Below are 12,349 nucleotides of genomic sequence, written 5' to 3' on the forward strand. Positions count from 1 at the left end.
TAACTATTTTAAAGAATTAATCCAAGCCGCAATTTTAAGCGCTTCGTCTTTTGGAACCTGAGGCATGGGTGCCATTGGTGTGGCATATTCCGGCCAGTTTTTAGGCTGCGGATTGTAAATAAGGTCTACCATTTCCTCATCGGTATAATTGCGTTTGGCTATTAGCTTAAAAGAAGGCCCAACAATTCTTTTTTCTTTATGATGACAAGCCACACAGGTATTGTTGGTTAAAAGAGGTTGCACTTGCGCATCAGTTAAAACCATTTTTGTTTTTTTAGCTACGGCTGTTTTAGAGGCCTTAGTTTTTTTTGCAACTTTCTTTTTAATACTTGAAGATCGTTTGGTTGAAAGTTGAGACAACTCCAGTTTATCACCATCAGCAATATTATTTAAAGTATAATAAAACGTTGGGTGCAATGTTATCTGCCCCGATTCCTTTTCCTTAACACCATTTAAAGTGATTTCGTGCACATAAAACGGCCTTAAATTATCGGTTACAATACGCACCTTATAACCATCGTCACTTACATTAACCCCTTTTAAATTAATGGTTTCCAGATTGGCTTGCGGACTTCCGTAAGCGGCATGATATTTATAAATATAGCTTTTACCTTGATACGAGTCTAAATCTTCAGCAGAACTTTTATCTACCGGTTTTGTGAATTCAATCTCAAAACCATCGGGCATCGATTTTACGGTTTTCATTTCAAAAGGGATGCGTCCAGTCCAGGTGAGGAACTCCAAACCAGAATTAGTAGTTCCGGCCGATCCCCAACCTCTATTGGTTTCGCCTACGAAAAGGTTTCCGTTTTGGTCAAAATCCATACGCATCACACCCGATTGGAAGCCCGATCTAAAATCGAAAGCCACACCTTGATATTCGCCTTTTACTTTTTCAAGAACCACGCGCATGATTTTGCTTTGTCCCATATCACCAACAAAAACCTGTCCGCTAAATGGCCCAAACTTCCCTCCTGTTTTATCTACTTTTATTTCGGAATTTGAAATACCCAAAATACCGTGTGGCAATACCACTGCAGGCAATTGCACTTCGGGAAAAGATGCTTTTGCTTCATAAACAAAATCGGGGTCTTCCTCATCTATAATATTTTCAGGCTTTACATAGCGTCCATTTTTTTTAACTTGGCGTTTATCAATTTTACCATAAAATGCTTCTTTGGTAAGCTTTATAGGCGAATCTTTATGTTCGCTCCATTTAAGACCCGCCGGATGTGCTGTAAACACGCCTTTAGGCAAGTGCCACAAACCTCCAGAACCAACCCAATCGCCTTGGTTATCGGTATAAAACAATTCATCATCAATAAGTCCGTAACCAGCTGGCGAACGCATTCCAGTGGCCCAAGGTTCCATTCGGCCATCTTCATAAATCTTCATGGTCCATCCGCGCCATGGCACACGACTTTCGCCTCGCCACCACTCTTCATTTCCAAAAGCCACATTAGCCGTTACAAAAAAAGCGTTATCTGGAGCTATAACGGGACCAAAAGAATATTCGTGATAATGTGTTGATAATGGCCATGCATAAACCGTTTCGTAAACATCGGCTATCCTATCGCCATCAGTATCTACAAGCTTAGTGAGTTCGCCTCGTTGTGCCGTGTATAGCGCGCCATCTTTATAGGCCAAACCCAAAGGTTCGTGCAATCCGGATGCAAACTTTATAAATTTGGACGGATAGCCATTTGCCATGGTTGGGTTTTCGATAATCCAAACATCGCCACGTCTGGTACAAACCGCAATGGTGCCATCGGGTAACGACAAAACACCGCCGCCTTCAACCTTAACCCCTTCTGGAGTGGGCACTTTTGTTATGCGGTAGTAATCTTCTTCTTTAGGTGCATTTTGAGCCAGTACAATTTGTGAAAAACCAATCACAATCAATACGATTATTACTTTAATTTTATTATGAATTACTTTGTTTATCATCTTTACCAAATTATTTCATATTTAATATTACTACCATCAACAGGAATTATCAATTCTGTTTCGCCGTTAACTTTTCGAACTATAGGAATTTGACCTGTGAGTACTTTAATATAATACTGTTTATCCTTTATAAGATAAGCGCCGTCAGACATTTTTTCAACCTCGCCGGAAGCCAATTTGCAATACCAATTTGTTAATCCGGATTTTGAAAACTGAATGTCGTGAACCACATAGTTATTGCTAGGATCTGGTGTGATTCTATTTTCAATATCAACATCTTTATAACGGTATTTAAAGATTGGCAACCAAGTGGTTTTATCGATTACATAACCTTTTGAAACAAATTCTGGTGCGGTTCCTGTTTCCGGAAAAGCGGTATTGGAATCAGAAAGTTGCGCAATAGGTTGGTTTAAGAACGTCCACTGCACCGCACCTTTTGGTTTAAACGATCCATCACCACGGCTGTGCCACATGGGTGTTGCATCGACAAACTCGCCTCGCCAAACACCAACAAGGTTGCCTGCTCCTAAATCGTAAATGTAATTGACACCTTCTGGTGTGCCAACGCCAATGGTGTGCGACAAGCGTTTGCCGTTACCATTAAAACTCACAAAGGCTCTTAACAAACGGGGTTTAGAATCCGGTTGCACAAAAATTGGAGATACCGTATTTATATTGGGCGGATAAGAATCATAGGTGTGAAAATCTTTTGAATTGGTGGATTTGCTTTTAATAGACAATCCCAATCGTGGTGCTCTCCACGCAGCAGATTTAATATTGATAAGAATGAATTTATGTGTTCCTTTTGATAAGGTCACTTCTTCATTTAGCCAGCCTTCACCGCTCGAAGAATTATCTTCTACTATTTTTTTATTATCAAAAATAAGCTTTACACCTCCGGTATAACCCACGCTAATTATATAATCATCTTTTTCGGCAACATCCAAAGTTCCGATGTACATGATACCATATTCATCTTCTTCACCAACACTAAGAATATCGATTTTATTGGATTTACCGGTTGCCACTTTAGCGTTTTCGTTCAATTCGTCCAATCCCTTAAACGCGCCTTTGTAGATAACATGCGAAAGTGATGTGAGCTCCACTGAAGATTCTTTCAATAATTGATATTTAAAATTCCTGATGGCAACGGGTCCGTGGTTTCCTTGTATTAATAGCGGGCCTTTGGCCACTTCGTTCTTTTCAATGGGGCCGCCGGTATAGGTTGGAACTTCGACATTGTTATGGATTCGAACACCATTTAAATCGACTGAAATAAATTTAGCGTTTGCTGTTTTTTTACCCGTCTCATCAAATCGTGGTGCCTGAAAATGCACTTTATATGTTTGCCATAACCCCGGTGCTTTTGAAGCATTGCTAGTTGGCGGTATGCCTCTGAAAATTTTAGCTTCATCTGTTTCCCAATTGTTATGAAATCCACCCATATCAGACCCTAAGGGGTTTTTAACGCCCCAACTGTCTTTTAACTGCAATTCATAACGCCCTTGAAAATAGATCCCAGAATTGGATCCTTTTGGAAGCAGCACCTCTAACTCCAAAAGTAAATCTCCGTGTTCCCAATTGGTAATTAAAGCATCATGCTTTTCTTTATCGTTTATATTTAAAAGAATCCCTGTTCCTGGGGTAGACACAATGGCTTTTGGTGGCTCGATGGCATTTCTTTTTTTCTTTCTACGTTTCTTTTTCTTTTTTGAATCGTTTTCTTCTGTTGCTTCGTGATGTACGTCAACATGCCTATTTACCGTTACGTCACCCACTATTTGCCAGTTTCCGGCTTGTGCTTTGAAGTCGTTTAAGTTATCGAGTTTTATTTCTTCTTGAGCAGATAGACAAAGCCCAAAAAGGACAAGGATTAATAAAAATTTGATTTTCATGTGTTTATGTTAATTGTTATTCAATGGTCACATGTAGCTTCCATATAATCATCTTCTTGGATATTGAATTCTCGTTATAGAAGTTTCATAAATATATCTTGTTAAAACATACAATATAGATATTTATATCAATAATGTTGTTCAGTATTATTCACTGAAAAAAATTAAACTAAAAAAACAAACCACTAATCGTTGCGCCAATGCTAGAAAACAAAAAAGTCTGAGGATATAAATCTCAGACTTTTTGGTACAATTGGTATGGTTTATTTTAAATTACTCTACAATAAATTTACCTTTCATAATGGCATAATGCCCCGGAAAACTACATAAAAAATCGTATTCGCCAACTGCCGGAGCATCAAATTCTATCACCGTTGTTTCACCAGCGCCAATTAGTTTGGTGTGTACAATAATATCTTTGGTATCTTCAGGAATATATTCGTTTTCAGCAAAAGTGGCTGCATGGTTTCCAAAAGCAGAAACACTTACGCCCTGTTTTAGTAAAACGAAATTATGTCCCATTATTTTCTTGTCTAATTTCCCTATATGCTTAAGCGTTAACTTGACCTTTTTACCTGCTTTTACCCTAATTTCAGTTTTATTAAACTTCATTTGGTCATTAGAGGTTAAGACCACCTGGTTAGGGTCGCTTTCTTCAACTTTTTTTGTCGTACTTTTTTTGTTTTCGTAAGTAAAACCTTCTTTCTTTTTTTCTTCTTTTCCTCCACAACCAAGCAATATGGCGCAGGAAAAAATAAATGCTAATGCATATTTAATCGTTCTCATTTTTAGTGTTTTAAGTTAATTTTATATTGTCAGCTATTGGCTGTCTGATTTTAAGACCAAATATAGCGATTATAACCAATACCTTTGTGCAGTATTATTCACTGAAATAAATTATACGTGGTAAGAATAGTCAATCTGTTTTGCAAGATGGAGCGTGTTTGAAGGTTTTACGCGGTTTTGTTTAGAGTTGTTTATTTTATAACTCGTTTATGGTGTTTAAAAAATCTTCTTTTCTTCTCTTTGCGATAGGGATTTCACTTTTGTCGTTCATAATAACATAAGCATTTGTTCCTTTAATATATTTGCCAATAAATTTTGTGTTTATAAGATGAGATTGGTGCGTTCTATAAAATGCATATGTGCTTAGTAATTCATCAAAGTGTTTTAAAGTTTTTGAGGCAATGACACTTTTTCCATTTGCTAAAAAAAACGTTGTATAACTTCCGTCTGCTTTACAGCGTACAATGTCAGATATATTTAAAAAGAAAGTTTCTTTCTCGGTAGCAATAATTATTTTTTTTTCCACTTCTTTAGAGGTGTTGTAAAACAATGCGTCTAACTTTTTGTGTGAGTTTGTTGTGTTTTTTAGTCTTGCCAAAGTATCTTTTAGTTCGAAGCTATCAATGGGTTTCAATAAATAATCAAAAGCACTAAATTTTATTGCTTCTATAGCATATTTATCATAAGCGGTTGTGAATATAATTTGAAATTTTTTTTGTTTAAGGGACTTTAATAAATCGAAGGCGGTACTTTCATTTAAATGAATATCCAAAAAGACTAAATTTGGCTTTAACTTTTCTATACTATTTTTGGCATCTTCTACGTTATGATATACGCCGATGATATGTATATTATCTGAATATTTTAAAAGTAAGGTCTGTAAGCGCTCTGTACAATGCAGTTCGTCATCTATTAATATTGCTTTTATCATCCTAATTAAAATTTAAGCTCAAGAGGCAGAGAAATTTCAACGCGTAACCCCTGTTTTTTATCAATAAAATTGATGGTTCCTTTTACATTTTTAATCTCGTTAATAATGTCTAATCTTTGATTCGTAATTTTTATGCCCATAGAATTATTGTTTTTATTAGGATTTTTAATTGTACCATTTCTGCCAAGGCCATTATCTTCAACAGCACAAATTAAGTTTTGATTGGCACTGCTAATTTCTATTAAAATAGTGCCATCATTTTCTTTCTTTGATATTCCATGCCATATACTGTTTTCAATAAATGGCTGTAAAATTAATGGTGGAATCAAAGTGTTGTCAATATCCATGTTTTCATCAATTTTTATATGATAAGACAATTTATTTTTAAGACGTAATGATTCTATCTCTATATAAAGTTTTAAAAGCTCTAAATCTTCACGAAGCGGAATCCATTTTTTTTCAGAATTTTCTAAAATAGAACGTGTTAATCTAGAGAATTTAGCTAAATATTCGTCTGCTTTTACCGTATTATTGGTTTGTAAATAATTGCTAATAGAGTTTAAGGAATTAAAAATAAAATGAGGGTTCATTTGTGAGCGTAATGCCTTTAACTCAGTTTCTGCCATTTTTGCTTTAATTTCTGCCGTGTTTTTCAGCTGATCGGCATCGCGCTTTCGTTTGTATAATAAATAGCCAACTACAGCAAACAGCAATAAAAAGCCTCCAATACCAATGGCCGTATTTTTAATTAAAGATTGCCTTCTAATTTCTGCAGAGGCCAAAGCGTCTTGCTTATCAAGCTGATACTGCATATCCTTTTTTGTTAAATCAGCATTTTTTTCTTGAGAAGTAACACTATCTCTTAATTTTATATATTGTTTATAGGCGAATAAAGACCTTTCGTAATTCTTATCATTTTCGTAAGCTTGGTTTAAAACCTGCCACGAATCTGCTTGCCACTCAACAGCATCAATATTTTTAGAAACTATTAGCGCTTTTTCGGCATATTTTTTTGCTTGATTAAATTCATTTTGTAACACATATACCTTGCCTAAACTGTTTAACGCCGTTGCTTCAATATATTTATTATTAATATTTTGCGAAAGCCGTAGTGCTTCTGAGTAATATTTTAAAGAATTTTTATAGTCTTCTTTTCTTTTATACGCTAGTCCTTTATTGTTAATAATTGCAGCAACAAAAAAAGTATTGTTTAGTTCTTGGGCTAAAAACAATGCCTTATCAAAATAGGTTAGCGATTTATCTACTTGATGCGTTTCGCTATACACATTGCCAATATTATTAAATGCCCTTATTTGATTGATACTGTCTTTTTGTTGCGCAGAAATATTTAAGCATTTATTGTAATTATCCAAAGCCTTATCAAAATCTTTCATGTCGGCATAAATATTGGCGATATTGTTGTATAAATTAAGTGTAAGCTTTTGGTTGTTAACTTGTTCCGCCATACTCAAAGCTTCTAAAAAATTATCTAAAGCCTTCAGATTGTCGGCCATTGTGTAATAGATACTACCTTTTTGATTTAAGGCTAGAGCTGTTCCGTTTTTCCAATTCTTTTTCTTTGCAATAGTCAAGCCTTCATTAATATACTTTAAGGCTCTTTGCGGATTGCTATATGTGAAATAATTAGAGGCTTTTATTAGTTGCCTGCTCCTTAAAGTGTCTGAAGGAATGTAGCTATTTAATAGTGTCGAAATTGAATCTTGTTTTTGTGCGAAAGTAAATTGAATTAAAAAAAGTAGAAGTAATATTATTTTTTTCTTTAAAATTTTCATTCAATTTCAACTAAGTTTACGGTTATAATGTAAATATAATCCTTTTTGTATGCGAATTTTGCTGCAAGTCAAAATATTTTTTTACCATTTGTAATCCATGATATAACACTGTGTTATACTTGATTTGCCCATACTTAATAAGATTAATCTAATCTGGTTTACATCGTACATGTTTTACGAATTCCAAAAATAATGTGGAATAAAACAAAAAACAGTATCTTGATATAAAATGGAGAGTCGAATTGATTTGCTTCAAATATTCCCGAATATAAACCGAAATACCCCGAATACTAATTATAAAAATTACCTATAAAGTTTATGCCTAAATTTAATTAGCTATGAAATAAATATTCTGGTATGAAAACTATAAAACTGCTTCCGTATATTCTTCTTTTTTGCATTTCAATAAATGCACAAACCAGCACCTATAATTTTGATACGAGTGATGTTTTTATGATAAAATCCCCTTCTGAAAACTATAAAGACATTCTATTGCAAAGCCATAATGGTTTACCACGGTTTGGTGTTTTAAATAGATATGAAATATCTCGAGGTAAAATTGAGCCCAATTCAAGAGAGAAATCAAAGTTAATAAGTGAAAGCTATTCAAGTTACATAGGCCTAATTCAAATGGATTATATGAAAGCGATGTACAACGATTTTAATAGAACCGTTCGGGCTTTAACCAGGCCTAATGGCACTACCAAAAAAGAGGAAAACTCATATAAAGCGCAACAACATTTCTGGAAACTTGCTAGTCAAATCTGTACTGAAACCACTGGAGATATTCATGCGGGTACAAATGAGTTTGAACGCAGGAGAAATTATAAAGATTTTGTAGCTAATAATTTAGATGGTTTAAGAAATTGGAGCAACACAATACTAAAAAACAATAGCATTAATGGCTATTGGGTAAATATGATAAGACTAAAAGATTATGACTTTGATAAAAAAGGCTATTGGATAAACATTATACTCTCTAACGTGCGTCAGCGTAATAGTAGGTTTTCAACTAAGTATAATTTTTTTAAAAATTATGTCCCAAAACATGGTTTCGAAACTAAATTGTATTCAGAAAAAAACAAACTCAATACAACACCTGCTATAAAAGTTTTATTTAAAATCTCGCCCGAAGAGGCAGAAAAAATACAACAACCAACTAAATTAAATAGAGGAACTGTAATGCTTAATACCTTGTATGCAGCTGCTAAAATAAAAGTTACAATTAAACCCTTTGTTGAAGATCAAAACAATAGAACTCCAGAAATCCCTGAGTTTGATCATCATTTTATAAGCCCGATTATTGTATTATACAAAGATGCAGCTTTAACAAAAAAGGTTGGTGAGATTTCTTTAGAAAACTAAACTATGATACACATAAAAAAATTGAAAGTATTATTTGTAATACAATTTGTAATGTTTTACGGCATAGCAAATGCCCAAACAGACACCACCGATGCTATCAAAAAAATAGGATATAACGATACAAAAACATTTAAGTCGACCTCTCAAAACCATATACCTCTTGTTTTGCAAACCCATAATGGCCTTTTAAGGTTTGGAAAACAAAACAGTTACTCCCTACTGCCAGACGGTAGCCATTTAAGTCATAAAATAGTTCAAGCACAAGGAATTGACATAAAAAATGCTAAACTTTCTGAAAGCAGACAAGCTTTTATACAACTTCTACGCATGAAATATATGGCAGAAGTTTACAAAGATTTGGATAAAGAATCATTCACTGTGCAAGCTAGTAGTATGTATAAAAACGAAAAAAACTCGTTGCAAGCTCAAAACCAATTGCTAAAGCTTGCAAATGCCGTAAGTAGTGTTAGGCTTATAAATAAATATTTCTGTAATCCAAAAATAAACGACTGCAATTATACACCTGAAAATTTTTATAGAGGAACTCGCCATTTATTACCCTGGGGAGGCCAAGGAGCCAACGAGTTTAGAAAATTAAATAGTTATACAAGTTACGTTTCGCAACATCTCGAACCATTAAAAAATTGGAGTACTAGTTTATTTACAAACAATACCATAGATGCTTATATGGTTTTAACATCTAGACTTGGTACTTACGATTTTAAAAATAAGGGGTTTTGGCTAAGTTTCCATAGCAGCCAGAGTAGTTGGTTTTCCCTTCGGTTTTACAATTTGGCTCCTAATACAGCTAATGAGCGAAAACTAACAAGTTCAAATGTTTCATCTATTTTATATAAAATGCCTGCAAATAATGCTGAACAATTTTCTGAAAAGACGAGGGTTATCTATATGGTTTTTAAAATAAAGGTATTGTTAAAGGGCATAGACCCATATAGAGAGGCTATTAAATCATCTTTTTCATTAGAAAACTCTACCATAGAATTGTACGATACCGAAGATTTAAAAACTAAAATAGGCGAAATTTCGATAGATGAAAACTTATCGGTTAAATAAATTATACCATGAAGCTTTATAACAAAATCATTTTAAAAACCATTACTTTCTATGTATTATGCGCGATAACCTTACAATTAAACGCGCAATCCAAAAACGTTAATGATGGTTATATAACATTTATGGCTCCTTCTTCTAACTTTATCGATGTAGAAATTGAAGCCCATAATGGTTTGCCAAGATTCGGAGACCTTCTTTTTAAAAAGATAAACAAAGAATTAAGTACTCAAAAGGCATTTGAAGAGTTAGTGAAAATGAAGTATATGTCTGTTGCCTATAGTGATATGGATAAAAACAAACTCACTAAAAAAGATTATTCTCAAGCTGCTGATAAAAAAGTTGATAATTCGGTTTTTGCACAAAGTCATTTATTAAGATTGGCAGGTTTGGTGTGTTCTGAAATGGTGTTGGAGAAATATTTTTGTGATGATTCAAGTACCCAACCCTGTTCTTATGCCATAGGCAAATATGGTGAGCGCCCGAAACCATCTTACTGGGGTGGTGTGCGTAATTTTAATGTAAATGAGTTTAAACAACACCGAAGCTATACGAGCTTTACAAAAGATATTTTAGAAGAATTACAAACTTGGAGCCAAACATTTTTCCCTAAGGATGAGCTTATAGCATATTACGTAAGTAAGGCAGGCATAAGTGCTAAATTTGGTCAAAACCCTTATGATTTTAATAAAAAAGGCTGTTTTATCTTTAATCCCTTGAACGGAAAGCAATTTCTTCATTCTTCTTGGTTTGAAGCCACTGATGAAAATGAGAAAAAACTAAAGCACAGCAGTAGTGGTATCTTTTTACCAATGGCCGTTGAAAAAGCAAAAGCGCTTAAGTTTCAAAAAGGGAGTCCAATTTTTTTAGTTTATAAGGTAAAAATAAAAGCTTCCGAAGATACCAAGCACAATAAGTTAAAACTGTCTTTTTCCCTAGAAAGTAGAATCATAGAGGTTTATAAAGACAAAACGCTAACTCAAAAAATAGGAGAAATCTCAGTGGATAATTTAAACACTAAATAGTATTAATTATGACACGCAAAAAAAAATCATTTATTTACTCATTCGTAATTACCGTAATATTTTCATTATCAACAAATAATACCGTAGCGCAAGAAACAAGCGAAGTAGCTATCGACATGACCGATGTGCTTACAATCAATTCGCCCTCAAACAAGTTTAAATCAATACATCTGCAAGCCCATAAAGGATTACCAAGGTTTGGTGCACACAATCAATATCGCTTTATAAATAAGTATAATAGTTTGGGTTTAGACAGACCCAAAAATACGCTGATAAAAGAAGGTTTTACCAATTATGCCAACATGGTTAAAATGAAATATATGGCACGCTATTATAATGATATAGACAACACGTATATAACTGCGCTAACACATGAAAACCGAGATAACAAAAAAGACATACATTCATTTACAGCCCAAAATCACTTATTAAGAGCCATGCATACTTTAGTTTCTGAGGAAATAAAGCGTACCTATTTCTGTGACATAGAAAAAAATCCAAAATGTAGATTTACTGGTAAGTGGGGAGGCACAAGAGATGAATTTGTAGCACAGGAAAAATACGCTACTTTTGTTGCAGCCAACTTAGAAGAATTAAGAAACTGGAGCGTTGATTTTTTTAAGAATAATGATGAAATTGGGTATTTTGTTACGCGGCATAAATTTGGACAGTACGATTTTGATAAAGGCGGGTTTTGGGTACAATTGCCCCCACATAGTAAAGAGTATTTTGGTTTTGGCATATTAGACGAAGCCTTTTTCTTCGAATTTTTTCCAGAAGAATCTTTTGAGAATGCTTATTTAAACAGTATTAAAAATACTTATCCAAAAATATTGTTACCCATATCTGCAGATAAGGCAGAAGATTTTCTAAATAATAGAGGTATAGACTTTAATAGTCGAAGGCCAACAGAATTCATCTATTCTGCTATAAAGGTTCGTATTGTTTATAAAGAATTAAATACAGCTAATATTACTATTCCAAGTCCTATGTTTACGTACCAATTTGAAGATCGAATAATTGAATTTTACCAAGATATTGAATTAACCAAAAAAATTGGAGAAATATCTTTAAACAACCCGGTCTATAGCAAATTGTGATATAAAACAAACTATACTACCCCGATTATACATGCCTCGAAATAAGAATTTATCAAACACACAATACTATAAAAATAAAAAACCCGATAATCATTTAATTATCAGGCTTTTATTAAGTAAAATGTCGGGGTGGCAGGATTCGAACCTGCGACCTCCGCGTCCCAAACGCGGCGCGATAACCGGGCTACGCTACACCCCGAAAATGTATAATCGCAGTGTAGTTTATCTCGCGTTAAGCAAGAGACTACACCTCGATTTGGTTATCTAATTATTGCGGAGAGACGGGGATTCGAACCCCGGGTACCCTTTTGGGGTACGACGATTTAGCAAACCGCTCCTTTCGGCCACTCAGGCACCTCTCCTTTTTAATGAACTTTGCAATAAAATTGCGGATGCAAATGTAACATATCATCTGTAAGAACGCAACTATTTTATT

General features: G+C 34.2%; 9 protein-coding genes and 2 tRNA genes. 4 read left to right on the plus strand and 7 right to left on the minus strand.

Features of this window, described 5'->3' with window-relative positions:
• Positions 1-3 precede the first annotated feature (3 nt).
• The 5 genes from RNZ47_RS08195 to RNZ47_RS08215 form a co-directional block, all read right to left on the minus strand.
• Entirely contained in the window at positions 4-1,947 is a 1,944-nt protein-coding gene (locus tag RNZ47_RS08195; protein ID WP_311938709.1) for an auracyanin family protein, read from the minus strand.
• A 2-nt stretch (positions 1,948-1,949) separates the two neighbouring features.
• The gene (locus RNZ47_RS08200; protein ID WP_311938711.1) at positions 1,950-3,842 is read right to left on the minus strand and encodes a 3-keto-alpha-glucoside-1,2-lyase-like domain-containing protein; all 1,893 of its coding nucleotides are present in this window, start codon (positions 3,840-3,842) and stop codon (positions 1,950-1,952) included.
• A 273-nt stretch (positions 3,843-4,115) separates the two neighbouring features.
• Entirely contained in the window at positions 4,116-4,628 is a 513-nt protein-coding gene (gene azu, locus RNZ47_RS08205) for an azurin (protein WP_311938713.1), read from the minus strand.
• A gap of 196 nt (positions 4,629-4,824) precedes the next feature.
• Positions 4,825-5,559 carry a LytR/AlgR family response regulator transcription factor gene (locus RNZ47_RS08210; protein ID WP_311938715.1) on the minus strand — a complete coding sequence of 245 codons (735 nt, stop codon included), beginning with the start codon at positions 5,557-5,559 and terminating at the stop codon, positions 4,825-4,827.
• A 5-nt stretch (positions 5,560-5,564) separates the two neighbouring features.
• Positions 5,565-7,352 (minus strand): tetratricopeptide repeat protein, encoded by a 1,788-nt coding sequence (locus RNZ47_RS08215; protein ID WP_311938717.1) that lies wholly within the window; start codon positions 7,350-7,352, stop codon positions 5,565-5,567.
• A 357-nt stretch (positions 7,353-7,709) separates the two neighbouring features.
• On the opposite strand from RNZ47_RS08215, the gene RNZ47_RS08220 reads away from it, so the two are divergent.
• The 4 genes from RNZ47_RS08220 to RNZ47_RS08235 are packed head-to-tail and all read left to right on the plus strand — an operon-like array spanning position 7,710 to position 11,913.
• Positions 7,710-8,717: a hypothetical protein gene (locus RNZ47_RS08220; RefSeq protein ID WP_311938719.1), complete on the plus strand. Its 1,008-nt coding sequence runs from the start codon at positions 7,710-7,712 to the stop codon at positions 8,715-8,717.
• Positions 8,718-8,720: 3 nt separating this feature from the next.
• A complete protein-coding gene (locus tag RNZ47_RS08225; RefSeq protein WP_311938720.1) occupies positions 8,721-9,791 on the plus strand; it encodes a hypothetical protein in 1,071 nt (356 codons plus the stop codon).
• An 8-nt stretch (positions 9,792-9,799) separates the two neighbouring features.
• Positions 9,800-10,813 (plus strand): hypothetical protein, encoded by a 1,014-nt coding sequence (locus RNZ47_RS08230; RefSeq protein WP_311938722.1) that lies wholly within the window; start codon positions 9,800-9,802, stop codon positions 10,811-10,813.
• 8 nt (positions 10,814-10,821) lie between these two features.
• Complete coding sequence (locus RNZ47_RS08235) at positions 10,822-11,913, plus strand: hypothetical protein (RefSeq protein WP_311938724.1); 1,092 nt, start codon at positions 10,822-10,824, stop codon at positions 11,911-11,913.
• A 124-nt stretch (positions 11,914-12,037) separates the two neighbouring features.
• On the opposite strand, the gene RNZ47_RS08240 is transcribed toward RNZ47_RS08235, so the two are convergent.
• Together RNZ47_RS08240 and RNZ47_RS08245 are read right to left on the minus strand one after the other, a co-directional pair.
• Positions 12,038-12,112, minus strand: a tRNA-Pro gene (locus tag RNZ47_RS08240).
• A gap of 75 nt (positions 12,113-12,187) precedes the next feature.
• Positions 12,188-12,275, minus strand: a tRNA-Ser gene (locus tag RNZ47_RS08245).
• Positions 12,276-12,349: the final 74 nt, after the last annotated feature.

The organism is Hwangdonia seohaensis (assembly GCF_031932625.1).
GTDB lineage: Bacteria > Bacteroidota > Bacteroidia > Flavobacteriales > Flavobacteriaceae > Hwangdonia > Hwangdonia seohaensis.

Excerpts from the sequence above, each read along its gene's own strand:
- RNZ47_RS08230 (WP_311938722.1), top strand. The coding sequence starts at position 9,800 with ATGAAGCTTTATAACAAAATCATTTTAAAAACCATTACTTTCTATGTA.
- RNZ47_RS08210 (WP_311938715.1), bottom strand. The coding sequence starts at position 5,559 with ATGATAAAAGCAATATTAATAGATGACGAACTGCATTGTACAGAGCGC.
- RNZ47_RS08220 (WP_311938719.1), top strand. The coding sequence starts at position 7,710 with ATGAAAACTATAAAACTGCTTCCGTATATTCTTCTTTTTTGCATTTCA.
- azu (WP_311938713.1), bottom strand. The coding sequence starts at position 4,628 with ATGAGAACGATTAAATATGCATTAGCATTTATTTTTTCCTGCGCCATA.
- RNZ47_RS08215 (WP_311938717.1), bottom strand. The coding sequence starts at position 7,352 with ATGAAAATTTTAAAGAAAAAAATAATATTACTTCTACTTTTTTTAATT.
- RNZ47_RS08200 (WP_311938711.1), bottom strand. The coding sequence starts at position 3,842 with ATGAAAATCAAATTTTTATTAATCCTTGTCCTTTTTGGGCTTTGTCTA.
- RNZ47_RS08195 (WP_311938709.1), bottom strand. The coding sequence starts at position 1,947 with ATGATAAACAAAGTAATTCATAATAAAATTAAAGTAATAATCGTATTG.
- RNZ47_RS08235 (WP_311938724.1), top strand. The coding sequence starts at position 10,822 with ATGACACGCAAAAAAAAATCATTTATTTACTCATTCGTAATTACCGTA.
- RNZ47_RS08225 (WP_311938720.1), top strand. The coding sequence starts at position 8,721 with ATGATACACATAAAAAAATTGAAAGTATTATTTGTAATACAATTTGTA.